Source organism: Methylobacterium longum (genome assembly GCF_022179385.1).
Classification (GTDB): domain Bacteria; phylum Pseudomonadota; class Alphaproteobacteria; order Rhizobiales; family Beijerinckiaceae; genus Methylobacterium; species Methylobacterium longum.
Map to the genome: position 1 here is coordinate 38780 of NZ_BPQS01000026.1, position 23364 is coordinate 62143.

Below are 23364 nucleotides of genomic sequence, written 5' to 3' on the forward strand. Positions count from 1 at the left end.
GACAGGTCCATTCGGCCGAACCTGCGTTTCGAGGTCGGATTCATCGGCTGATCTCGCCATCCGCCCCGTCCCATTCCCGAGGACCAGCCCGGGCGCATGATGCAGACGCTCCAGGAAATCCTATCCCGCCTGTTCAGCCTGGATCGTGACGTGCTGGCGATCGCGTGGCTGTCGTTGCGTGTCAGCCTCACTGCCGTCGGCATCGGCCTCGTGCTCGGCATACCCCTCGGTGCGTTCCTGGCTGTCGCCCGCTTTCCCGGACGCGGGGCCGCGGTCGGCTTACTCAACGCCTTCATGGGGCTGCCGCCGGTGCTCGTCGGCCTCGTGCTGTACCTCGTTCTCTCCCGCTCCGGTCCGCTCGGACCGCTCGGCCTGCTGTTCACCCCCGGCGCGATGATCGCCGCACAGGCGACGCTCGCAACGCCGCTCGTCGCCGCCCTGACGCAGCAGGTCGTCGCCGACGCCCGGGTGCATCTCGGGGAGCAGTTGCGCTCCCTCGGGCTCTCCGCACCGCGTCAGGCCGGGGCGATGATCTACGACGTACGCTTCTCCCTGGTGACGGCGGCGCTCGCCGCGTTCGGCCGGGCGATCTCTGAGATCGGGGCGGTCCTCGTCGTCGGCGGGAACATCGACGGGTATACCCGCACGATGACGACGGCGATCTCACTGGAGACCCAGAAGGGCGATCTCAGCCTCGCCCTGGCGCTCGGCCTCGTGCTGATCGGCCTCGTTCTGGTGGTGAACGTGGCCGTGGCCGTGCTCCGCCGGCACGCTGCGCGAGTGTATGGATGAGCGCGACGCCGGCCATCCGCCTCCAGGACGTGACTCTGTCCCTCGACGGGCGAACGGTGCTCGACCATCTCCACCTGGAGATCGCTTCGGGCAGCGTCACGGCCGTCATCGGCCCGAATGGAGCGGGCAAGAGCGTCACCCTCAGGGTCATCGACGGGCTCCTGCAGCCCGACGGCGGAACGGTACAGGTCGGCCCGCACCGGCGGGCCTTCGTGTTTCAGCGGCCGGCGCTGATCCGCGCAACCGCGGCCGCGAACATCGCCCTGGCTCTCGGAGGCCTGCCTCGTCCCGCGCGCGCCGCACGGGTGGAGGAAGCGCTCGCCCGCGTCCGCCTGTCGGAGCGCGGGCGCGATGCCGCGACGCGGTTCTCCGGCGGCGAGCAGCAGCGGCTGGCGCTGGCCCGCGCCTGGGCGGTCGGACCGGACCTGCTGCTCCTCGACGAGCCGACCGCGAACCTCGACCCAGCCTCGACCGAGATCGTTGAGGGATTGGTGTCCGCGATGGCACGGGCGGGCACAACGGTGGTGCTCGTCTCACACAATCTCGGGCAGGTGGCACGCCTCGCCGACACGGTGATCGTGCTGGCCTCCGGCCGCGCCGTCGAGCATGGTCCAGCCCGCCAGATCCTGTTCTCGCCCCGCACGTCCGAGTCGCGGGCCTATCTCGCTGGGGAGTTGCCGTGGACCCCTTTCGTCGCCGCCTCCTGACGCTGGGATTGGCCGCGCTCCTGAGCGCGACTGGCCTCATGCCGTCGGCCGACGCCGAGCCGAGCTCCATCGTCGTCGCCTCGACGACCTCGACCGAGCAGTCCGGCCTGTTCAAACACATCCTCCCCCTTTTCCGGGAGACGTCCGGGATCGACGTGAAGGTCGTGGCTCTGGGCACGGGCCAGGCGCTCGATGCGGCGCGCCGCGGCGATGCCGATGTGGTGCTGGTCCACGACCGTCCGGCCGAGGACAAGTTCCTCGCCGAGGGCGTCGCGACGATGCGGTACGACGTGATGTACAACGATTTCGTGCTGATCGGCCCGGCCTCCGACCCGGCCGGCGTGCGCGGCCTGGGCGTGCGTGAGGCCTTCGCCAAGCTCGCGGCCAGCAAGGCGGCGTTCGTGTCGCGCGGTGACCGCTCGGGCACCCACAGCGCCGAGCTGCGCAGCTGGAAGGAGGCGGGCGTCGATCTCGCGGCCGTGCGAGGCCCTTGGTACCGGGATGTGGGCCAGGGCATGGGTTCCGCACTCAACACGGCCTCAGCCCTTGGCGCCTACATCCTCGCCGACCGGGGGACGTGGCTCGCGTTCAAGAATCGCGCCGACTTGGTCATCCTTGTCCAGGGGGATTCGAGCCTGTTCAATCCCTACGGCGTGATGCTGGTGAACCCCGATCGGCACCCTGGCGTGAAGGCGAAGCAGGGACAGGCCTTCATCGACTGGCTTGTCTCACCGGAGGGGCAGCAGGCGATCGCGGGTTACAAGGTCGGCGGCGAACAGCTGTTCTTCCCGAGCGCCGGCCCGTCCGCGACGCGCTGATCCGGTCCAGGCGAGTGCGAGGGCCGGTCGGGAATCGACCGGCGCTCTACCAGAGGACCAGGGCTGTCGATTGATCGCCCGCCATCATCACGCCCGAACGGAGGGCGCTCGCGTGTCCTTCTGGAGCCTCTGAAAGGTTGGGCAGCTGATCGCGCTGGAGCCACCATCGTGCCGCGCAGAGACGAGCAGGGGATGATGGCCGGCAGTGTCGCGGTGATGCGATCCGCTTCACCGAACTCAAGGTGCTGAGGAAGCGTTTGCTCAAGGACACCGGGAGTCGTGCGGGTCGATCGTAGCGCGGGAGCTCATCATGGTTGGGCGTTCAACCAAGCTGCCTGAGATGTCGCCGGATTCTGCGGTTCCCGACCTTCCTGAGTTCGGCGCGTACAGTTCTCCACCCTGCCTCATGCATGAGCTCAGCCCCGACTTCGTCAGCCTGGGGGCGAAGCCTCAGCTTTCCGAATCGTACCTTTCCGAAGAAGCCGCGTCCGACTGGTCGCGCGTGCGGCAGTGGCGAAGGGAGACCCGCGCCGCTCTCATCGAGCGGCGGGTCAGCATCTCTGCCCAGGACCGCGCGGCCTGGAGCGAGCGCATCGAGCGGGCACTCCGAGCCGCTCTACCGGGGGCATCGGGAATATCGATCGGACTCTACTGGCCCTTCAGAGGCGAGTTCGATCCCAGACCCCTTCTGACACCGCTGCGTGGAACGGGCGTACGGCTGGCGCTTCCGGTCGTCGTGGAGAAGGGGCGCCCGCTTCAGTTTCGAGACTGGTCGCCAGGTGACCGCATGACCCGCGGCGTCTGGAACATACCCGTTCCCGCTGAAGGCGCAGCTGTCGATCCTGACGTTCTGATAGCGCCGCTCGTCGGCTTCGATCAGGCGGGGTACCGCCTGGGATATGGCGGCGGCTTCTATGACCGGACCATCGCGTCCAAGTCGATGAGGCCACGGGTCATCGGTGTCGGCTTTGACCTTGCCCGGCTCGCGACTATTTACCCGCAGCCGCACGACGTTCCTATGGACATCATCGTGACAGAAGAAGGTGTCTGGCAGGGTCCGCTCGCAGAGCCGCCGGTGCGTGAAGCTCAGGAGCGCCCTCGTGCTGCCGATCAGCGCGAGGATCCGATAGCTCGCCGGCTATGATCTTTCTTGGCGTCCCGCACGCGCCGCGTATCAACGCCTGTTCCAGCAATCGAAGGGCGCGTACGCGCCGCATGGCGAAATCATGCGCCTGAGACTTGATTTCGTCAAGGAAATCATGATGTACGCAGCATGCTCCGTATAGTGGCGCGAGCAATAGAACGATGGCAGGAATAAATTGATACCAGAGAATTTCGGGCGCACCGCGAACTTCATTGAACTGGCTGGCGAACTCGTCGCGGCGTACGTCTCGAACAATCCGGTTCCAGCCTCTGAGCTTCCGAACCTGATCCAGACCGTGCACGACGCGGTAGCCGGGTTGAGCTCTGATGCCAGCACGAGCGGGACTGCCTTGGCCAGGAACGTCGAGAAGCTGACCTCGGCCCAGATCCGCAAGTCGGTCCGCGAGGATGGCATCGTCAGCTTCATCGACGGCAAGACCTACAGGACGCTCAAGCGGCACCTCACAAGCCACGGTCTCGACCCGAAGAGCTATCGCGACCGTTATGGGCTACCGAGCGATTATCCGATGGTCGCGCCGAGCTATGCTGCGCAGCGCTCCGCCCTCGCCAAGGCCATTGGCCTCGGTCGTCCAGGAGCTGCAATCAAGAGCGCCGCGGAGGGCCGCAAGGCAGCCTGATCAAGATCTGTCGCCCGCACATTCGGCCCCACCGCCCGATCGGATCACGGGCTGGTGGGGTCGATAGGTACAGCCCTAAACAGGCTTCTGCTCAAGATAGGCATGAACAAGGTTGGGCAGATTGCTCCCGAGCCAATCGCCCATGTCCTGCTCTTCCCGCATCGATTGTTCGAGCACCGACGTGTCGTCGCTGGCGCCAGCCGCGTCAGCTAACGCGAGCAACACCTTGTAGGAGCTGATCTCGTAGGCTTTGAAGCCGATGGCAGCGAGGACGTTCTTCAAGACTTCGTCACCCGCACCGGCATGAGTGAAGCCCGCCACTGTCGCGACGGCACCAGTCACTGCCTCCTTGAGTATCGACTTCTTGGATCCGTGCTTCTCAAGAAGATCGTCGAGCCGCGCAGCCTGCGTGACGGACCGCTCATGGTCTGCCTTCATCTTCGCGTGCAGGTCCGGATAGCCCTCCATCCGAGGCAACTCATTCTGAATCGTACCGATCGCCTGTGTCTCGACCGCGTGCTGATTGCGCAGCCCGTTCAAATAGACGTCCATAGCCCGCTTCATATTGCTCATGCCTTGATCCCTAGCTGAACGGTCCGAGTCTGCTGGTGCAGGCTCAGCAATTGTCGGCGCCGGGCTTCACGGGCTGACCTTCCGGAGCCTTCTTCGAGCCGTCATCCTTCATGGCGGCGCCCGTGTTGGTCATGGCGCCGACCGTGCCGGGGGACTCCGCCTTGGCGCCGGGGGTCACCTTGGCGGTCGAGCCCCCATCGACATTCGAGCTGCTGTCCTTCCCGGTGGCCGCATTCGTCGTCGTGCCGACGTTGCACGGCGCAGCAACAGCCAGGCTCGCTGACAGCGTGAGCATCGTGGCGGCGGTGGCGATCTTCAGGATCTTGGACATGGTTCCTCCAGGTGCTTAAGCCTGAAGGGAAGGGGATCCACTGGTCGTTGTTCCAGCGGCCCCGGTGCGGCAACTGCTCGCGCCTGGTGATCAGCATCATCCCTTTCGCTCTCAAAACTGCAGCGCAGCCTCGAGAGCGCGCTAGACACTTACCAGCACAAATGCCACGCCGATGGCCGGCGCACGGCCTCTGATCGCCTTCATCCGCTCGCCTAGGCCGCGGCCTCACAAAGTGGCCGGAAGCCGAGCCATTCCGGCGCAGCAAGACGCGATCCGAAGAAGGACCGCGACGGGGTCGCCAGCGAGCAGCACGTCGTTGCTGCCGGGTGCCGGTCGCTGGACGGTGCAGGTTACGGCTGATCCTTCGTGCGGTAACCGGCGAAGAAGAGCGAAAGACCCTGGAGATCGACGCTTTCCAGCGGCTCGACCTGAGATGTCGGCTCGGGCGCGGCCGCTTTCCTGTCCAGCTCCTGAAGCACCTGCGCCAGAAGCGGCGGCCACTCCACGCCGTGATCCTGCAGAAGGCGCAAGACCTTCGCCAGCGCGATCCTCTGTGCCGCTGGCAAGGGCCGTCCGGAGATCTTTGCGTCGAGGGCCCGGTATGCGAGCGCGGTGCACAGGCGCAGAACCTCGGAGAGTTGTTCCGTGGAAGCGCCGACCATCAAGCCTGATCCTCCCGATGCAGCTTCAAGCCTGGTTCGCTGCCGTACTGTTCCGGCCCCATCAAGGCTCCCGATGCATCCGTGAGCGTCGCAGAGCACACGGATTCCGTCGGCAATCCGTCGCGATAGAACCAAGCCTGCTCGGTGGCCTCGTCTGCCGACCCGGCCGCAACAATCACACTCCGCCGGATCGTGGCGGCATGCGACCCGGTCGAGCGGAGGAGGAAAGCCGGGCTGTAGGCCAGTACCGCCATCGCGAGCCCTTCCTCTCCCGGAACCGGGTCTCGACCGTGCTGCCGTTCTGGGGAATGAACTCCGGGCCAGCGGTCACAAACGGCCCTTCTCGGACCAGAGCTGAGAGAGGAAGCTTGTCAGTCCTTGCTGGTCGATATCCTGCAGCGGCTCATCTCCCGCATCCGGCTCTGGAGCCGCCTCTTCAACGTCACGACCCAAGCCATGCAGTGCCTGGGCGAGCATCGGCCACCACGGCACATTGCACGCCCGTAGGAAGAAGGCGGCTTTGATCAGTGCCGTACTCTGCTCCTGCGGAACTGGCCGACCTACAAGCTGCGCTTCGAGCACCTGATCGATCAGAGCTGCCGTGAGACGGCGGACCTCAGCCAAGCGATCGGGCGGTGCGGTTGCTGGGCTCACTGTGGTCCTTCCGGCTCCGCCTGACGCGCGTCGTGTTGTCCTCCTACTCAACCGAAGCCCAGCCGCGCACCCGGCTTCACAGGGACGTAGGAGGCTACAGTCCCACCGATCAGAACAACTGTGACGCGAGATAGATCGGATCATCCCCGCTGATGGCGTTCGCCGGCCGTACTCCGGTAGCGGTTTGCGGCGAACGGTGTTCCCCGCTCAATCTCCATAACGGCTGGGTGAATTGCTGCGCCTAGGGTGGAGACCCTGCACACCGTCTAGGACACGGATGGGCTCGAAGATCGCGTCGGATGCAGACGATTCGCGTTTCAGGAAACGTAGAAGTTGCCTACTCGTGAGCCGAGCGGCGTCGGCGACCTCGAGGCCACGCCGCTCGGCCTCAGCGGTAACGTCCCGCGCGCCCTGAGCCTCACAAAGTGCGAGGGCCGCGCATAGCATGAGCAAATCTTTCCGCTCGTCGGGTGTCCAGTCGGGGAAAGAGAAATCGAGATTGTCCGTGATGTTTGACTCCACGGCATCGGCCCAAACATCTTCGAGGAGTCTATAGGCCGCTTCTATATACTCAGGCATTGTCTTCATCAGAATATATCCCTTAAATGCCTGTTTCGGATACATATTATGAGTAATATTCAATAATCAACGGCGCAGAGATGTCAATGAGTGTCGGGGGTAATTGTAATTGATGCCGACCTACTCAGGGTCGGAAGTGTCGGAACCAAAGTGGCGAGGCGCATCCTAGCTGCTCGCCGAGAAGTTGTGCGCCTTGATCGTCGCGATGATGCCGGTCCGCTTCGTCAGGCTGTTGTCTTTTACCTCGGGTTCGAAGCCGACCGCTCTGGAGATCCTTGCGCCACGGATCGGGGCCGCGCTCCGCGCTAGCCTCGAGGTGGTGGCCGGGACGGCTCTCGACGCGGCGGACCGCATCATAGCGGTTTTGGACCCCACGGACGGCGAGCTAGCCCTGGCAGCTTTCGAGAGCGGCACCGGCTCGTGAGTCGTCTCGACGTGCGGGGACGACCGGGACCGCCAGACCGGGGTGGCAGAGCCCGTGCTGCCGGAGGTGGCGGCCGAGCCGCAGCCGGTGGTCACCATCCCGCTCCGGCGGGGACGCGGCCACGTCATCGCGGCGGCCGGCACATTGCTCCTCGCCCTGCTGAAGCGTGCGTGATGCGAGGGCTTCAGCTTCTGAAGCGTATGCCAGCGCGGTCACGCGCATCATCGTCCGCGGCCGGTATGCCGATCAGGACGCGTGAAGGATTGGTGTGCACGATCCGAACATTCTTCGGCGTCCAACCACAGCCGACGCAAACAGCGTAGGTCCAGCGTCCCCACAGATCCGAGTTATGCTGGTCAACGGCCTTCTGCCGTTCCCTGGCTCTTTCAAGGGCTTGCTTCGTCTCTCTGGCTTTCGCATCGCTGTTGATGTCAGTTCTTGCCTGGACTGGATCTCGCCCGGATTGCGAATGCTCGGCTAAAGCTGGGGTCATCAGACCAGAAAACGTCATGAAAATCAGTATCAAACGTCGCATAAGAGGCTCCAAATGCGGTAAAATCGCACGCATACTGGAGTCGTGACGCATCGAGCGGCCGATAAGTTTCAGTCTCGACGGAAATGGCTGAGATTGGGCTGGCTTGTAACTGACTTGTAAGCTGATGCGCCTGCTCGCCCGGTGCTGGCCGGTACGCCACGAGGCGATCGGCGCCCTGCCGGCGGGGACGCCTGAACCGGGTTGCGTCGCCCGGGTACGGGCGACGCTGCTGCATCGAGGAGACTTCGACGTGACATACTTTTCTACATGGGAGGAGTGAGCCCGTCCTTGCCGACTGCGACGCGGCGCGCCGTGAGCTTGTCGTCGTCCCCGCGGGCAGCGACTACGAACGCCTTGGCACCAGCGGACAGCGCGGACGCATTGGCCGGCTCGAAGGTCACCACTGGCGCCTGGGCTGGCACCAGGATCCGAATGGACTGGCCCTTGCCGTAATCCACCGTCAGCATGCGCTCCGACCCGCCGCCGCTCGCCTTCACGGTCCCATTGGTCATGGCACTCTTCACCCGAGGCGCCTCCGGCACTGTCGAGGACGTTGCGGCCTTAACCGTTCCGTTGGTCATGGCACTTTTCACCTGCCCTCCACCGACGGTCGTGTCCGGTATCATATCCGAGTCGTAGTGGCCCTCGCCGGTGCCGCGCATCGCTTCAGGGAACAGCACCACTTCCAAAGCCACCGGAGGCTCGCCCTTCGTGGCGGTCCCGATGAACACGCCGTCCGTGATCTGATCGAGCTTCGCTGGCACCACCCAGGAGACTTTCGCCTCGGGATCGAGCGCGAACCTCTCGGTCTTGCCGTCGAGGGTCTTCAGCGTGAAGCCGCCGCCCGCGACCGCCTCGATCGTGCCGCGGAGGCGCTCGACCTTGGGTGCTGCTTGCGCGCTTGTGACAGCAGCCAGCAGGCCCGTCAGAGCGAGCGTTAGGAGTTTTGACATCATGGAGTCCTTCAGCCACCGGGGGTGACCCGGCGAGCAGGACTTGGGGTAGACGCCGTCCTCGTCAACGATGGCGCCCGGCGCCCCTTTCCCGCATGTGCCTGCCGAAGAACATATTTCCTCTGCTCCGCCGGGCACTTGGCCGTACATTGTCCGTCTCAGATACTCGGTGTCACTCCCGGACCGGCTTCGGCTCCGGCTTGGCGGCCCGCACAAGGCTCTGGATCGCCCGTGGCGGCCGACCGGCCTTCTGAGCGATCTCAGCCTCCTGCTGCTCAATGAGCTGTCGGGCGGGATCGTCGCCGTCCAAACCGCCTAGGATCTCCATCGGCACGCGCCGGTTCGAGGCACGACTGCCATCCTCGAAGATGGCGTCGAACAGGACGAAGCCTCGGTCCTGAGGCAGTTGTTTCACGCGTTTGGCCATGCGGGCTGATACGCCGGTAAGCTCGGCAGTTCCAGATCGCGGGAAGCGGTTGACGATTTGACCGCATGGGAGGAGGCTCAGGCCGGGGGCGGCTACGGAGTTGGCCACCATGAGCGACTTCAGTCACATTTTGAACTGGAAGCTTCTCCGGGGTTCGCACAAGTTTCCCGGTCCTGACGGCGGCACCTGCATCAACGAAGCGGCCGTCTTGGCATGCGGCTTCCCCTATCAGCGTGTCGGTTCTGTCAAAGCGATGCCGGCCTGCTTCTCGCGCCCAATCTGCGGGCTCGCGATGCATTTAAACGACAATGCGACGGATGCGCAGCGTCAGCGCCTGATGCCGTTCGTGACGCGCCTGGCTTGTGCGGACACACCCGAAGTCGAGCGCGAGCGGGAGCGCTACATCGATGCCTACCTCAACAGCGACAACTTGTTCTCACCCGCACCGGGTCAGTTCGACTTCCAGCGCGGTCTGGCGGCTCTGGAAGGCGCGCTCGCCATCGGGCGGCAAGTCGATCCGCTCGGCCTGGAGGAGGCGGCAGGCCGGCTGGATACTGTCCGCGCTTCAGCTAAACCGGCGACGAAGCGCCCTGGCGGCCTTTTGCCTGCGAAGCTGAAGGGTTGGCTCGGCTTGTCGCAGGCGCTCGAAAGCGCCGAGTGAAAGCTTGGCAGCAGGCGACGTCGGAGGTGCGCGGCGCGGGGATCGATAGGCCCGCTGGCGCTGCGCTGCCTCGGCCTGAGGTTTGACGTCGCCTCGATTGAGCTGGGCGGGCATGCCCTCGCGGGATTTGATGCTGACGTGCCGCTTGGCCGCGACGCGGACCCCCTCGCCCGTGCGTGGGTCCCGTCCAATATGCGGCTCGATCGCGCGTCCCGAGAACGCGCCGACCTCGCGCAACTCGACCCGATCGCCATCCGCCAGAGCCTCAGCGATGCGGTCGAGAACCGCCCGGACCACCGCGTCGACTTCCAGCGCGGAGTGGTGCGGGTTCTGCGCGGCGATGCGAACTTCAGGCTTGGCGCGGATCGTGCGCGAGCGATGCCGCGTCATTCCCTGAACCGCAGCCGTGCCGTGGCGAGCTGAGATTTCGATACCCGTCCGGCGTGAGAAGTTCCTCTGTCGTGCCGAAGCCATTCGGGACGTCTCCTCGACGCCTCAACCCCCGGGTCTGGGGACGGGAAGCACCGCCCGATACGGCGGGATTGGGTCGCTCGCGGACCATCCGCGTTTCCGGCTGACCATCTCCGAAGCGAACCCACGGCTTCCAACCAGACTACGCCATGCCGTATCGCCAACCGGCGTGAAACCGGCCATTCGACTCCGTCTCGATCCAGCCCGCTGCGCGCGCAGCAATAGTCTCGGCGCGGACATCGATCGGACATTCGTTTTTCTGTGTGCGAGCTGGTCGGCGAGCCCGGCGCCGGTGTCCTATGTCACATATTGGCCGCGCACTTCCTGCGGCAGTCAATGGGTTGCCGAATGACCGCGACGGGAGATGTCGTCATCGTCGGGTCTGAAGACCTTCGAGAGATCGGATTGGCTTCAAATAGAGTATCTGTCTGCCAGTACTTAAGGCAGCTGAGCGTGCCGGGCGAGTACTAATTGCATCCCACGCTGCCACAGAGCGAATTGGCGGCGTTGAGTGAAGGCAAGGTGCTCCCGGCCCCGCGCAGGAGATTGAGGGCGTTCCTGGCTTCCTCATTGTCAGGCTTCAGACGAAGAGCCTCTTCGTAATCTCGAACGGCAGCCTGCGTGTTTCCGAGGGTGATGTTAGCTTTCGCCCTGTTGATGAGCGTATTCGAAAAGGTCGGCCGCATCGCCAGCGCACGGTTGTAGTCGGCGATCGCGGCGGTCGGGTTCTGCAGGCCGGCATAGGCGATCCCGCGATTGTGGAAGGCGTAGGGGTACTGATCGTCCGCCCGGATGGCGCTGTTGCAATCGGCCAGAGCCTCCGCGAACGCACCACGGTCGATGTTCGCCCAGCAACGCCCATCGAGGGCGATCGCGCGCTGCCTCGGTGTCCGGGCCTCGGCCAAAAGGCGACCGCATCCGCCGACGCGCGTCTCCGGGCTCCCGGTCCGGCAATCCTGGGCGGCATCGGCCCGAGCGGAGGAGCTTGCAAACACCATCGCCGCCATCAGTCCGGCGTGCACACAGGCGGCGAGGGCGAGTCGTGGTGCGCGCATGACCGACCAGTCCTGCTTCCGGTTTCTAGGGCGGCTCATCGTGCTCAGCTGCAGCGGTCGTTGAAGATATCTCGGCTCGGCAGCTGCATGGAGTTCATCATGCGCAGCAGTTCAGCACGGTACAGGTCGCTGAACTCGGCCGGGAAGCGCCCCCCGATATTCGTGATCGTGCTGCGGTCGTCGCGGCGGATCGTGGCGAAGTCGTAGTAGCTTCTGTCGTCGAAGCTACCTTGCGCGATCGCCGTCCCGCGGCCTTCGAGCACGAACCCGGCGCGAACCGGCGACGTGTTGACCTCCTGCGCGCGGCCGATCTGGCTGCGTCGCGGCCGGATCTGCTCCGTGATGAACTGTTGCGCGCTGCCGCAGCGCTCGTTCGGGCTGACCTGCACGTACATCACCACCTGCGCGCCGTGCTGGCGCGAGTGCCAGATCGTCGTGTAGGTCTGCTTCTGCGGATCGTACTGGTCGTTGGCCAGCGGCGAGATCTCAAGCAGGCTGGTCGAGTAGTTCAGCGTCCAGCCGGAGGCGCTCCCGACCGTGGTGCGCTGCTGCAGCTCCCGCTGGCGCCGCTCCTCCTCCGCGCGGCGCTGCTCGTCCTGCTCCCGCTGACGTCGGGCGTCCGCCCATTGCCGATCCATCTCCTCCTGCCGTCTGCGCCTGTCCTCCTCCTGACGCCGGGCCTCGTCCGCCTGCTGGCGCCGGGCCTCGTCCTGGCGATCCCGCCCGCGGCTGCATTCAACAGCGAAGGTGTCGACAAGGGTGCGGAAGCGTCCCGCCGGATAGGACGTGCTTTAGCTCGCGGTGGCCGTGGGATCGTCGCAGGATGCGATCGCCCGCTGATACGCCCGCTGCTCCCGCCCCGCTTGCAGCCGGTCCTCGAAGGGACGGGCGTAGGGATAGGTCCCCGTCATCGCCTCGCAGCCGCGGATCGCGGGATCGAGGTTCGCTCCGCGTAGCGCGGCCGGCTCGGCATTCGGGTCGATCTTGTTGCACTCGGTCCGCAGGCCCGCGAAGAACCCCTGCGGAATGAAGGCGAACGCCGTGGTGAGCGCACCGCTCGCTCGGGGCTCCAGATCACTGCCCGATAGGCCCCGCTTCAGTGTTTCGTGCGACTGCAGGAACGTTTCGCCCTCCTGCGCCATTGCGGCGAGCATGGGATCGCGCAGCGAGGCCCGGCCCGCGAGCGGTCCTCCCGAGGCATTGCGGCGGCCGGCACGTTCTCCGCCGATGAGGCTCGCGCCGGAGCTTCCCGCCGCGGCATCGAAGTCGCAGCGCCCACCGGCCGCAGATTGGCACTCGTCGATCACGACGACGAGTTCGCGGGTCCGACGTCTGGCGATGCGGCGCAGCACGTCGCTCAGCCGCACGCCTTCGCTGTCGAGCAGGCTCGGGCGCTGTCCGGCATCGGACGGAGTGTCCTGCGGCATGAGATAGATATCGTCGGCGCCACCGATGCTCGGCCCGAGGGCGAAGACCGCCACCTGGGCGTCTTCCGGCAGGCGGCCGACCGCCTCGCGCAATCCGCGATCCAGCTGCGGGCGGTCGGCGGGCCCGACCGTCCAGACCTCGAAGCCGATGTCGCGCAGGCGCTTGCGATACGCCTCCTCGTCGGCGTGGGCCGTCGCCGCCCGGCCGCCGGATGCCGAGGCTTGCGGCACGATCAGCAGCGCGATCCGCTGCCCGGTGACGGCGCTGCTGCGCGCGGCGGCGGCCTGGATCGTGAGGCCAGGCGAGGCCGCGTGCCCGGCGGTGGCGGCGGCGAGACCGAGTGCGGTCGCGACGGCTAGGCAGCTCCAGCGGCGGCCGGTACGGGCGGGCTGGGCCATGACAGGGATCCTCGGCATCGGAGGGTTGAAACTCGCAAGCGGACGGTTATCGTGGAGCGCGTCGGGGCGGTCAGGGACGACAGATCGCCCGGAGGCGGTCGCCGGTGGAATTGCCCTCGCACAGCGCCCGGAGCGCCTCGGTGTGGCGGGGGGAGCGGTTGCGCCACAGGGCGTAGTAGTAGGCGGCTCGCACGATGTCGGGTCGCGCCGCCTCGCGGTGCGCGACGTCGGCGTTGCCGGGGTCGTAGAAGCGCGCGAGCTGCCAGGCCGCATCCGCGTTCGTGACCGGATCGGCCTCTTCGAACGCGCGGAAGGCCGTGCTCCCTTGCCGGGAGGCGAGTGCCGTCTCGCCGAGCGCCAGGAAGGCGCCGGCCGGCGCGCGCTCGTCGATGAGACGGGCATAGCGATGCCGCAACTCGGCGGCCGTCAGCCGGGGGGGTCGGGCTGGGGAGGAGCGGGCGGCGGGCTCGGCTCCTGAGGCGGCGCATCCTGGCGGGCCAGGATGTCGGGCAACCGGTCGCGGTACAGATAGCCGCTGCCCGCGACCAGCGCGAGGAGCATCAGCGCGGCCATCGGCCAGATCAGCCGGCTCTTCCGTGCGGGCGGCTCGTGCGCTAGCGGAGCCCCAGGCGCGGCGTCCTGCGGCGAAGCCGGCTCCAGGAGCGGCACGGTCTCGACGGTCGCCACGGCCGGACCGCAGGTCCCGTCTCGGGGCAGTGCCGGGACTGCGGCCGGGAGGCCGGCGAGGATGCCCCTGCCGGACGGCGCGGGCGGTATGAACGGCCACGCGACTACGCCGAATGAGGTGCCGTCCTGCGCGACGATCTCGATCGGGATCAGCTCCTCGATGCGGTCCACCACGTTGGGGCCGAAGCGCGCGAAGGCCCGGCCGTCCCGCTCCGTCACCGCGAGCGGCGTGAGCCACGCGACCTCCGGCTGCCAGCCTTCGGCGCCGAGATGCCGGGGCTCGGTATCCTGCCGGCGGAACGAGAGTAGCGGCGATTGCAGCGGGCCACCGAGATCGATGAAGGCGTAGCCGCCGGGCTCGTCCTCGTCCTCGGTAATGCGGATTGTCATGGCGAAGGCTTCATGGGCAGGACGGAGCAAGCGGGTGGGGCGGTCAGGCGGCGCGCGCCTGAAGTCCGGCGAGGATCGCCCCGATCCGGGCGTTCTGCGCGAGGTCGATCGTGACGCCGAACGCGCTCTTGGCGTTGTCCTCGACGATCCGGTAGAAGCCGTGGAACCAGTCGGTGGCGTAGGTATGAGCGAAGGTCGCAGGGGCCTGCCCGACGCTGCGGGCATCGTAGCTGACCGGGCGCTGGGCGAACGCGACTCGATCACCCGCCTCGTCCTGGATCGAGGGACGCTCGCCGACCGGCGGAATGAGATTGAACCCGAGGCTGCCGGTCAGCCGGTTGAGGCGGGTCGCAGCGATCAGGGCGAGCTTGACCGTCGACTGCTCGGAACGTTCGATGGTCGCCAAGTTCCGAAGGTCCGCCGCGATGCCACCCTCGATGTCGGCGCGGCGGGCCAGGATGATCAGTTCGCTGACCACGATCTCCATGGCGGTCAGCGGGACAGCGAAGCGGCGCGCGAAGCCCTCGGTCTCGATCGTGCGGCGCAGGCTCCCGATCCAGGCGGCGACCACGGCCCGCGCCATCGCGCGCTCCCGGTCACCACCCGGGTTCGAGGGCTCGACTCGGGGCACCGGCGCCGCGCCGGGTCGCGGGATCGCGCCGGGACGGGCAATGCGCGGTGCCGCGACGGGAAGCGCGGCCTCTAGGGACACTCCCTCCGCCCCGTGCAGGGCGTGCGTGAGCATTGCGGGATCCACCATGAGCGTCCGCAGGAGCGAACCGAACTGGCCGGCCGCCACGACCGCATCGAGCGCGTCGAAGACTTGGCCGGCCGCCTCGCGCCGTTCGCCCAGCCGCGTCTCGATGTCGAGGGCGACGTGGAAGCGGGCGAGCCGCTCCCGCATCTCGGCGCGCAGGGCCTCCAGCCGGGAAGCGATCTGCTGCGCCTTCAGCGCCGGTCGGCAGACCCGCGACAGGTTCTCGACAAGGTAGCTCACGCCGCCGTCGTTGAGGCGAAGGGCCTCATCGAAGGCGCGGCCCGGATCCGCAAAATGCGCTGTCGCCTCCGGCAGGCCGGCGAAGCCGGCGCGCAGCTCCGCGAGCCGATCCTGCTTCTCGGGCAGGAACGCCACCTCGCGCCGCCCGTCGTAGCGGATCACCGACTCCGCCGGGTAGTTCGGATTCCGGAACCAGTAGGTGTTGCGGAACGGCGCGCCGGGCGTCCATTGCCGCGGCCACGTGTGCGCCTTCCCGAAGAAGCCCAGCAGCGAGGCCTCGATCCGGTTGCGGAAGCGCAGGCCCGCATCCTGGCCGACGTCCCCGGCCTTGTCGACGAAGTGGCTGTCGAACCACGTGAGCACGAGGAACAGCAGGTTCGGCAGCTGCGCCCGCGCCTCCGGGCTCGACCCGTGCGTGAGCGTGATCCATCGCTCCACGAGGTCGGGCAGCGTCACCACCTCTTGGTTGGAGGGGCGGACGCACAGCATCATCGCGGTCAGTTCCTGCTCGGCGACGTAGCGGTCGAACAGGTAGGCGACCTTGCCGCGCAGGAAGGTCTCCTTCAGCGCGTCCGGGTGCGCGGTCAGGAAATGGGCGAGATCGACCTTCTGCCGGCTGCGAGCGCCGGGGAAGTCGAGCAGGTCCGCCTCCTGCAGGAAGGCGCGCGGCGCGTCGGCGATCTCGATGCGCAGCTCCGCCGTGATCGCCGCCACCGTGGCACGGGCGAGCGTGACGGTCCTGCCGCCGACTCCGTGTACGGTCAGGGTGTCGTCCGAACGTGCCGCCCCGAGACCCGCCAGGGTCGCCACATCGAGGATGCTGCCCTCGCGCGGCACCAGCGCGGCGAGCGGCGCGAAGATCTCTTCCGGATGATCGAGGCGTTCCAGCGCCTCCGCGAGCTGACGGTAGAGGCCCGTCAAGGCCGCGTGCCCGCCCCAGAGCGGCGCGAACAGACGGGCGCGCCCGTCGAGATCGAGGCCCCCGGCCAAAATGCGGACCTCATCCCAGTAGCGGGCGAGATCATCGAGAGGCCGCGTGCCCCGCGCTTGGTCGCGCACGTAGTCTTGCAGATCGTCGATATCGACGTCGCCGAAGCGCGACGTGCCGGGGCGCGCCTGCGCCTTCAGGTCCGCCAGCAGCGCGGCGAGGGCCTCGGGGCCCGGCGGTGTCTCCTTGGTGGCGTCGCCATCGTGCAGGAAGGTGTTGCACAGGACCTTGACGAGATCGACCTCGCTGAGGACCCGCAGGCGGACCGGTGCACCGGCCGGCGTCCGCCCGGCCGCGGTCCCCGCACCGGCACCCGCCGTGAAGCGGGTGACCAGCCCCGTCGCTTCCTTCTCACCGATCGGGTTGATCTCCGCCAGGAAGTCCACCGGGTCGTGCCCGTCGAAGCGGGCCCGAAGGGCACCGTCCTCGGGACGCGCCAGGACCTCGACCAGGTAGGATTTGCCCGCCTGGCTCGGCCCGAACACGCCCGCGCACATCGGCCGTGCCGCCGCGCGTGCCAGCCGCTCGGCCCGGTTGGCCGCCTTCCGGACATAGCGGATGAGATCCGCACGCTCGCGTCCGACCGCGCCGGCATTGGCCTCGTCGCCGAGCCATTGCTCGGCGTCCTCGGCCAGACGACCCGTATTCCTGCAATCCTGCGCCAGGTGTTCGGTCAACATGCGTGATCTCAATCCAGGGCGAGGATGCCGGTGTCGAGCCAGTATCCCTGCTCCGAGGCCAGGGTATCGAGCACGAGTTCGATCTTGCGTCTGACGTCGAGGCCGTCCGCGTCGTAGGCGTCGGTGATCTCGAACTCTTCCTTCATCGACTCGGAGCGCAGCAGTGCATCCGGTCCCTCATCGTCGGGCCGGCCGTCGCCGCTGCGCTCCAAGGTGATCTCGAGGGGCAGCCGCAGCTGCGTCGCCTCCTGGCCGGCGCGCATCCGCAACCGATACAGCGGTGTCGCGATCCAGCGCTCCACCGGCAATTGCCGGTATCCCAGGCGCATCGGCGCGTAGTACCGGAGCTTCGCGCTCATCGCCGGCCCCTGGCGCCGGGCCGAGGCCGGCGCATCAAGGTCGACCTCGCGGAAGACCAAGCCTGCGTCGCGGAGCTGGCCGCTCAGCTCCAGCTCGCCGATGTAGCGGGCCGTGGAGCGCAGCGCGAGGCGGCGGGTGAACAGGGTGAAGTTGGTGAGCTGGCCCTCGGCGAGCGCGCAGAGCATGCCGCCCACCGCCGTGGTGGTCTTGGGGTCGCCGATGCGGCGGTTGTCCCGCTCCCGGAACGGGTACCACGTGCCGGCCTGATACTGGTGGAGCGGCACGATCCGGTCCGGCGAGACCGCCAGCTTGTCGACGAGGCAGTCGACGAAGGCCTGGAGCCGAGAAGGGCGGCCCGAGAGCAGGACCACGTCGACATCGAGGGCGTGCACGGCCTCGCACAGGTTGTCGAGGACGAGGTCGAGCGTCGCGACCACGCAGGCCCCGACCACGTCGGCGCGGCTCTCGAAGACGCAGTCGGTCAGGGCGAAATCCGCAGCACCGCCGGCGCGGGCCGGGATCTCAAGGAAGTCGAGCAAACGCTGCTGTGGCAGCGCGCGGCGCAGGATCCGACCGCCGCGTTCCGGGAAGAACTCGGCGAAGGGGCGCGCGGTGATCTCGGCGCCCGCCTCCACGTCGCCGAGGATGCGCAGGCCGATGGGCTCCAGCACCCGCGACACGAATTGCCGCCGCAGATGCTTCTCCTGCTCGGCCATGTTGGCGCGATCGCCGCCGAAGCGCTCCAGCAGCAGGGCGTGCGGATCCGGATGCCCGGCCGAACGCAGGGCCGCCTCGATCGTGGGCAGGACGAGGCGCTCGATCACCCGCTTGAGGATGTCGTCGCCGGCGATCCGGAACCCCTCGCGGAAGTTCTGCACCGGTTTGATCGCCCGGTTGCCCTCCGCGTAGTAGGTCGTGATCATCAGGTCGGTGGTTCCGCCACCGACATCGATGCTGGCGATCCGCACCGACGGCTCCGGACGTATCTCGGGGCCGGGCACGGTGTCGGGCTCGGCGAACGGCCGGGGGCGGCCGACGAGGTGCAGGAAGCCGTCCACCGCGCCGCCGAGCTTCTGAGTGATCTCCCCGTACAGGTAGACGAACTGGACGCAGCTCGCCTCGTCCCACGCGACGTGGACCTCGGGCTGGGTCAGGCCCGGAGGCGGATTATCGGCCCAGCCCATGAGCTGCCAGATGAGCTTGACCGCTCCCTCGGCGCGGGATCGGAGCAGCCGCTGCTCCTGCACCGGCATGGCGGGCGGCAGGGTGAGGATGATCCGGCGCAGCTTGCGCGGTGCGTCCTTCGTGCGCCGCCGCTCCCGCACACCAGCATTGTTGATGGTCGACAGGGCGTGGCAGACCACCTCGGCGACCATGAAGGTGAAGTAGGATGAGCGCGAGAAGGTCAGGCGCGAGGCGCCCACACGGTCGTCCGGCAGGACCCGGATTCCGTAGCGCTTCCTGTCGGCGTCGAGCTGCGCGATGACGTCACCGCGGCTGTTGACGAACTGCCGGATCGTGCGGTCGATCAGCGGGCTCGTGCCGTCGGCCCCGTAGTCGCGGTCGGGGAAGCGCCATTCCTGGTTCACCGGTCGGACGTCGCACAGGTAGCGTTTCGGGCTCGACAGGCCGCCCACCGCCTCGGTGCCCTGCGCGAGTTCGCGGAACCGGCTGGCCTCGGGCCCGACGCGGACGGGGCTCGGCCAGAAGAACGCCCGCGGGCGCGACGAAAGGCGCGAGAGGTGATCGCGCCCGAACCGGGCGTGCGACAGCTCGACATGGCTCTCGAACGGCTCGGTGTAGACCTGTTCGGGCTCGGACAGGTCGCGCAGTTGCAGCACGAACGAGTTGTTGAGGTCGACTCGATCCTCGTTCGGGTGAGACTCGATCAGGATCCCGCAGGTGCGGCTGTTGCCGATATCGAGGATCAGGTCGACCGTGACCGGCCGGATCGCCGGCTCTGCCGTCACCGTATCGGTCAGCCGCAGGGTCCGGGGCCGGACCGCCATCTGCAAGTATTCGAGGAATACGAGATACCGGGCGTAGTGCTCGAGCGCGTTCGGGAAATCCGTATCGCGCAGGGGGCGGTCCGGCCGCTGCGCTGCCTTGAACTCGCGGAACTGCTCCAGCAGCCAGGCGGGGACCCATTCCTGGAAGCCGGTCAGTCGGCGGGTTTCCTCGTCCTCGCCGGCCGCGCCCAGGAACCAGCCGATGTCGCGGAAGCGATGGGCGAAGCGGAACTCGTGCTCGTTGGCGGCATCCTCCAGGCAGGGCGCCGTGTAGGGCCGGTTGGGGCGCCGCTCCAGCAGTTCGGTATCGAAGGCGAAGATCGCGCGATGGCTGATCGGGCTGTCCGGCGCGCGGTCGGCGACCTCGACGATCCGCACACGCGCCCAATTGGTCGGTCCGAGGTCGAGTTCTTCGCCGCCCTCGACGCCCGCCTTGACCCGCAGCATCGGGATTGGGGTCCATTTCTCCAGGAAGACCTCAAGGGCGCCGCGCTCGCCGACCGCGTATTCCCGGTCGTCACCGCGGGCGGTCTCGACCGCCTCGGCGCCGGGGTCGTCCTCGTTCCAGGTCGGGAGCAGACGGTAGGTCTGCCGCCCGTCTCCCTGGGACGTGCCCGTGACCGCGCGCTCGACGAAGCGGCGGGACAGGCGCCCGACCGTGTCGATGTGAAATGCGTACTCCACGAACTGAACGCCGCTGTGCGGGACCAGCCGGATCGTGGGGCCGAAGGAGACGGGATCGACGAACATCGCGGGAGACGGATCTCGTGTGACGCGTGGCGGCGGGTCGGGGGGCAAATCTCGGCGGTGGAGCGGTCAGGGCACGGCGGCGTTCCCGCTCGGGGCCTGGGGGCCGCTCTGTGATGGGGGCGCTATCGGCAGATCGAAAGACAGCACGGCCTGCCCGACGCGCTCCGCCGAGATCCGGCCCGCGCGCTGCTCGACGACCTCGCCGTGGCGGGACAGGATGACCTGGAATGGGATTTCCGGCCGGGCCTCACCGTGACGCGCGAAGAGCCCGACCTCGACGCCGTAGCGGCCCTCGGGGGCGGGGGCATTGTCCCAGATCACGTGCTCCACCGGTCGGCTGGCGCTGCTCCCGCCCTTCTCGTTCTGGTCGGCCACGAGGCGGGCGCCGCAAGAGGCCCGGTGCTCGAAGCTGATCCGTGTGCGGTCCGGACAGACGACCTGGAGGTCGAGGTCGGACGCGCCTTCCCAGGCGAGCGTCAGTTCGAGACCCTGTCCGCGCTCGATGCCGGTGAGACGCCGCGCGAGGTCCGGCGGGATCACCTGCGGAGCCTCGAGCGCGGCCCGGCGCGGTGGCGGCACCGGGCAACTCGCGTCGCAGGTGAGCGCCCGGCGCGTGAGGGCGAGTTCGGCGGCCCGCACGGCGTCATCCGTGGTCTGAATCGTCGCGAGGACCGCGCTGCCGTCGGGATCGAGGGCCATCGACGGCGCCGGGCAATGATCGGGAAGGACTGTTTGCATCCACGCCGGCCAGTCGCCATCACCGATGGCGCAGGCGCGCAGCAGCCGGTCTGCCAGAACGCCGCAGAGCAGCACGAAGACGAGCCAGAGGATCGGTGCGAGCCAAGGCCGCCGCGCGGGCGGGAGCCTGGGTCCGGGTCGCGACGCGGCTGCTCCGGCCGTGTCGGGAAGCGGCACCGACGGCTCACTCCAGGGACTGGCCGGAGATTCCACCGCTGCGGCGCTCGCCGTGATCGCGGCGCCGCGCGCGATGGCCGGGCCGTCCGAGCCGGCGCGCCGGTAGCCCCAGGCCACGTAGACCGGCTGACCGTCGACCGACCACAGATGGTCGGTGTCCGGGACCACGAGCGCGTCCCGCAGCAGCCGGGCGAGGTCACGCGAGGCCTCGCCCTCGCGCTCCAGGCTTGCTGCGAAGGCGGTGATCTCGGAGACCAGACGGGCCGCGCTCTCGCGAAGCGTCCCGGCGGCGGCGGGATCGAGTGCCGTCACGGGTCGGGCGTCGCCGTCGACCGCGGCGAACCACGCGAAGCCGGGACGTCCGGTTCCGGCGACCGCGATGGGGGCCGGTTCGGCGAACAGGTGTGCGTGCGCCGGGGTCAGACGGCGCGCTAACAGGTCGACGAGCTGCTCGTATTGCTGCGCGAGCTTCGGATTGACCGGGTCGAGGCCGAGGCGCGCCGTCTCGGTGAGCTTCGTGGTCGCGGACATAACGGCGGCCCCTCAACGAGCCGGCGGCCGGGCGTCGCGCCCTGGCCTCGGGGCGGTTCGCGCGTCAGGCCGCGGAGCCGTCTGGCCCGCCGGCGCGGCCGGGGCCTGGGTCGGCATCGTCGCGGTCGCCTCGGCCGGCTCCGCTGCCGCGGCTGCCGCGGGGCGGGGCGTCGCCTGGAGATCACAGGGGCGGTCGTCGAGAGCTGCGGTCACGCCGGCGCCCGCTAGGAACGCCGCGAGACCGTCGGCGCCCAGGGCATAGCGCGCGGTGACCGGCATGCGGTCGTCGGTGCGGCCGAAGGCATTCACACCGACGACGCGGCCGCAGTAGTCGACGAGCGGGCCGCCGCTGTTGCCCGGCGCGATCTCGGCCCCGTGCAGCACCAGCGTCACCGCGGCCTCGTCGTAGCGCTGCAGGTGGTTGACCACGCCGGTCTGGACCACCGGGACCAAGTCGCGGCTCGCCGCGGCGTCGCCGTCCCGAAGGCGCGCAAAGGTCGGGTCGGTGCCGAGATAGAGCCCGGGGAACCCGGCCGCGACCACCGGCGTCAGCGGCCGGCCCGGCTTCGCGAGGGCGAGGGGGCGCCCCCCCGAGCGCGGCGGGACGCGCAGCAGGGCGAAGTCGGTGAGTGTACCCGGGGCGCCGACCTGCACCAGTCGCGCCGGAACGACGCCCGCGTGCCGCCCGGCGATCATCAGCGTCGAGGCGCCCTCGACCACGTGGCGATTGGTGACGACGAGATCGTCCGCGACGAAGAACCCCGAGCCGGTGGCGTCGCCGGCCAGGACAAGGACCGTGCTGCGCTCCAGCCGCTCAACGAGCCCGTCGGTGGCCGCCATGCCGGGTCGAACAGATTCCGCCGACGACAACGACGGCTCGACGGCGGCGCGGGCCGCGGGCGGGGCGGCCGGATCCGCGGGCAGGCGCACGCCTGCGGGGCTCTGCGGAACCAGCGCGGGGAGTTCCGTCCGCAGACGTGGGCAGGCGAAGCCTTCCGCCGCGGCGAGGGCATCGCGCCGGCGGCGCAGGCCGTCGAGCCAGGCCGTCTGGAAGGCCCTGGACTCGGCCGAGACCGTCCGGGGCAGCGGCGGGAAGACCAGAACACCCGGCACGTAGGAGAGCGTGACCAAAGCCGCCGCGGTCGCGGCGGCGACGACCGGCGCGGACCCACCGCGCCGGGCCAGCAGCGCGGCAACACCGAGGTGCGGTCGCGGTTCGGGCAGCCTGTCCCGGCCGACCGAGGCGGCCGGCTTGAAGCGGGCGGCCCAGTCCTGACGGTCGACCGGCGGATAGGGCAGGTGCTCGGGGGCGAGCCCACCGAGCGTCGTTGCGTGATGGCGCACCCGCCCGCGCTCGTCCGCGGTCAATCCCTGAGGGAGCAAGCCCCAGTCGACGAGGAGCGGGGCGTGCCCGACCGCCAGAACGGCGGAAGGCCCGGCGAGATTCAGGCACATCGCCGTGAACGCCCCCGCCTCGCGGTCCCGCAGCACCGGCTCCAGCGCCGCCAGCGCGGCGCCGAGGCGGTGCCTGAGCTGGGCCGCATTCTCCGGATCGAGATCGGCCAGCGGCCGTATCGCGCCATCGAGATTCGTGTACCAGTCCACGCGCGCCGGGGCCGCACCGTTGCTGCGCGAGATGACCGGCTCGGCGAAGAGTTCGACAGCGGCGTCACCGCCGTGCTGGCGCAGGATCCGGCGCAGCCGGTCATAGGCCTCTATGACCGGCCGGTCATCGGAGCGTACGGCATCCAGTCCGGCCAGCGTCCGGCTGGCGACGAAGCGCGTGGCGCCGGTCATGACCGCACCGC

Annotated in this window: 27 protein-coding genes; 9 read left to right on the forward strand and 18 right to left on the reverse strand. The window is 68.3% G+C overall.

Annotation, left to right across the window (positions count from 1 at the left end; all coding sequences use genetic code 11):
* Positions 1–96 precede the first annotated feature (96 nt).
* From MFF58_RS20135 to MFF58_RS20155, 5 genes are all read left to right on the forward strand, one after another.
* Positions 97–792 (forward strand): ABC transporter permease, encoded by a 696-nt coding sequence (locus tag MFF58_RS20135; protein WP_149312762.1) that lies wholly within the window; start codon positions 97–99, stop codon positions 790–792.
* The gene (locus tag MFF58_RS20140; RefSeq protein WP_238290651.1) at positions 789–1499 is read left to right on the forward strand and encodes an ATP-binding cassette domain-containing protein; all 711 of its coding nucleotides are present in this window, start codon (positions 789–791) and stop codon (positions 1497–1499) included. Before MFF58_RS20135 ends, MFF58_RS20140 begins: the two co-directional genes overlap by 4 nt.
* A complete protein-coding gene (locus tag MFF58_RS20145; RefSeq protein ID WP_238290652.1) occupies positions 1472–2317 on the forward strand; it encodes an ABC transporter substrate-binding protein in 846 nt (281 codons plus the stop codon). The genes MFF58_RS20140 and MFF58_RS20145 overlap by 28 nt, the downstream gene beginning before the upstream one ends.
* A gap of 340 nt (positions 2318–2657) precedes the next feature.
* The gene (locus tag MFF58_RS20150) at positions 2658–3461 is read left to right on the forward strand and encodes a 5-formyltetrahydrofolate cyclo-ligase (RefSeq protein WP_373323365.1); all 804 of its coding nucleotides are present in this window, start codon (positions 2658–2660) and stop codon (positions 3459–3461) included.
* Positions 3462–3636: 175 nt separating this feature from the next.
* Positions 3637–4098 (forward strand): Ros/MucR family transcriptional regulator, encoded by a 462-nt coding sequence (locus MFF58_RS20155; protein ID WP_238290653.1) that lies wholly within the window; start codon positions 3637–3639, stop codon positions 4096–4098.
* Between the two features lie 75 nt (positions 4099–4173).
* Here MFF58_RS20155 and MFF58_RS20160 read toward each other — a convergent pair whose 3' ends face one another.
* The 5 genes from MFF58_RS20160 to MFF58_RS20180 form a co-directional block, all read right to left on the reverse strand.
* The gene (locus tag MFF58_RS20160; RefSeq protein ID WP_238290654.1) at positions 4174–4671 is read right to left on the reverse strand and encodes a DUF892 family protein; all 498 of its coding nucleotides are present in this window, start codon (positions 4669–4671) and stop codon (positions 4174–4176) included.
* A 43-nt stretch (positions 4672–4714) separates the two neighbouring features.
* Positions 4715–5002, reverse strand: a complete 288-nt coding sequence (locus MFF58_RS20165; RefSeq protein WP_238290655.1) for a hypothetical protein — start codon at positions 5000–5002, stop codon at positions 4715–4717.
* 350 nt (positions 5003–5352) lie between these two features.
* Positions 5353–5664 (reverse strand): hypothetical protein, encoded by a 312-nt coding sequence (locus MFF58_RS20170; protein WP_238290656.1) that lies wholly within the window; start codon positions 5662–5664, stop codon positions 5353–5355.
* Complete coding sequence (locus MFF58_RS20175) at positions 5664–5918, reverse strand: hypothetical protein (protein WP_238290658.1); 255 nt, start codon at positions 5916–5918, stop codon at positions 5664–5666. The genes MFF58_RS20170 and MFF58_RS20175 overlap by 1 nt, the downstream gene beginning before the upstream one ends.
* 73 nt (positions 5919–5991) lie before the next feature.
* Positions 5992–6288 (reverse strand): hypothetical protein, encoded by a 297-nt coding sequence (locus tag MFF58_RS20180; protein ID WP_238290660.1) that lies wholly within the window; start codon positions 6286–6288, stop codon positions 5992–5994.
* A gap of 802 nt (positions 6289–7090) precedes the next feature.
* Between MFF58_RS20180 and MFF58_RS20185 the strand changes: the two genes are divergently transcribed.
* A complete protein-coding gene (locus tag MFF58_RS20185; RefSeq protein WP_238290662.1) occupies positions 7091–7321 on the forward strand; it encodes a hypothetical protein in 231 nt (76 codons plus the stop codon).
* A gap of 42 nt (positions 7322–7363) precedes the next feature.
* Positions 7364–7495: a hypothetical protein gene (locus MFF58_RS32310; RefSeq protein ID WP_279603288.1), complete on the forward strand. Its 132-nt coding sequence runs from the start codon at positions 7364–7366 to the stop codon at positions 7493–7495.
* A 10-nt stretch (positions 7496–7505) separates the two neighbouring features.
* Here MFF58_RS32310 and MFF58_RS20190 read toward each other — a convergent pair whose 3' ends face one another.
* The 3 genes from MFF58_RS20190 to MFF58_RS20200 form a co-directional block, all read right to left on the reverse strand.
* A complete protein-coding gene (locus MFF58_RS20190; protein WP_238290663.1) occupies positions 7506–7856 on the reverse strand; it encodes a hypothetical protein in 351 nt (116 codons plus the stop codon).
* Between the two features lie 263 nt (positions 7857–8119).
* A complete protein-coding gene (locus tag MFF58_RS20195; protein WP_238290693.1) occupies positions 8120–8809 on the reverse strand; it encodes a metal ABC transporter permease in 690 nt (229 codons plus the stop codon).
* A 172-nt stretch (positions 8810–8981) separates the two neighbouring features.
* Entirely contained in the window at positions 8982–9236 is a 255-nt protein-coding gene (locus MFF58_RS20200; protein ID WP_238290694.1) for a hypothetical protein, read from the reverse strand.
* Positions 9237–9345: 109 nt separating this feature from the next.
* On the opposite strand from MFF58_RS20200, the gene MFF58_RS20205 reads away from it, so the two are divergent.
* A complete protein-coding gene (locus tag MFF58_RS20205) occupies positions 9346–9897 on the forward strand; it encodes a hypothetical protein (protein WP_238290664.1) in 552 nt (183 codons plus the stop codon).
* On the opposite strand, the gene MFF58_RS20210 is transcribed toward MFF58_RS20205, so the two are convergent.
* Positions 9802–10194, reverse strand: coding sequence for an HU family DNA-binding protein (locus tag MFF58_RS20210; RefSeq protein ID WP_238290695.1), 393 nt, complete (start codon positions 10192–10194; stop codon positions 9802–9804). The two genes, MFF58_RS20205 and MFF58_RS20210, sit on opposite strands and share 96 nt — an antisense overlap.
* Between MFF58_RS20210 and MFF58_RS20215 the strand changes: the two genes are divergently transcribed.
* Complete coding sequence (locus MFF58_RS20215; RefSeq protein WP_238290697.1) at positions 10090–10320, forward strand: hypothetical protein; 231 nt, start codon at positions 10090–10092, stop codon at positions 10318–10320. The two genes, MFF58_RS20210 and MFF58_RS20215, sit on opposite strands and share 105 nt — an antisense overlap.
* Before the next feature lie 515 nt (positions 10321–10835).
* On the opposite strand, the gene MFF58_RS20220 is transcribed toward MFF58_RS20215, so the two are convergent.
* The 9 genes from MFF58_RS20220 to MFF58_RS20260 all read right to left on the reverse strand — a co-directional run bounded on the left by MFF58_RS20220 (position 10836) and on the right by MFF58_RS20260 (position 23353).
* The gene (locus tag MFF58_RS20220) at positions 10836–11375 is read right to left on the reverse strand and encodes a tetratricopeptide repeat protein (RefSeq protein ID WP_238290665.1); all 540 of its coding nucleotides are present in this window, start codon (positions 11373–11375) and stop codon (positions 10836–10838) included.
* A gap of 92 nt (positions 11376–11467) precedes the next feature.
* Positions 11468–12061, reverse strand: a complete 594-nt coding sequence (locus MFF58_RS20225; RefSeq protein ID WP_238290666.1) for a hypothetical protein — start codon at positions 12059–12061, stop codon at positions 11468–11470.
* A 153-nt stretch (positions 12062–12214) separates the two neighbouring features.
* Positions 12215–13249, reverse strand: coding sequence for a hypothetical protein (locus MFF58_RS20230; protein WP_238290667.1), 1035 nt, complete (start codon positions 13247–13249; stop codon positions 12215–12217).
* Positions 13250–13319: 70 nt separating this feature from the next.
* On the reverse strand, positions 13320–13664 hold the full coding sequence (locus MFF58_RS20235; RefSeq protein ID WP_238290668.1) for a hypothetical protein: 345 nt from the start codon (positions 13662–13664) through the stop codon (positions 13320–13322).
* An 11-nt stretch (positions 13665–13675) separates the two neighbouring features.
* Entirely contained in the window at positions 13676–14326 is a 651-nt protein-coding gene (locus MFF58_RS20240; protein WP_238290669.1) for a hypothetical protein, read from the reverse strand.
* A gap of 43 nt (positions 14327–14369) precedes the next feature.
* On the reverse strand, positions 14370–16991 hold the full coding sequence (locus MFF58_RS20245; protein ID WP_238290670.1) for a virulence factor SrfC family protein: 2622 nt from the start codon (positions 16989–16991) through the stop codon (positions 14370–14372).
* 8 nt (positions 16992–16999) lie between these two features.
* Positions 17000–20110, reverse strand: a complete 3111-nt coding sequence (locus MFF58_RS20250; RefSeq protein ID WP_238290672.1) for a virulence factor SrfB — start codon at positions 20108–20110, stop codon at positions 17000–17002.
* A 66-nt stretch (positions 20111–20176) separates the two neighbouring features.
* Entirely contained in the window at positions 20177–21556 is a 1380-nt protein-coding gene (locus tag MFF58_RS20255) for a hypothetical protein (RefSeq protein ID WP_238290674.1), read from the reverse strand.
* A 12-nt stretch (positions 21557–21568) separates the two neighbouring features.
* On the reverse strand, positions 21569–23353 hold the full coding sequence (locus MFF58_RS20260) for a S1 family peptidase (RefSeq protein ID WP_238290676.1): 1785 nt from the start codon (positions 23351–23353) through the stop codon (positions 21569–21571).
* Between the last annotated feature and the right edge of the window lie 11 nt (positions 23354–23364).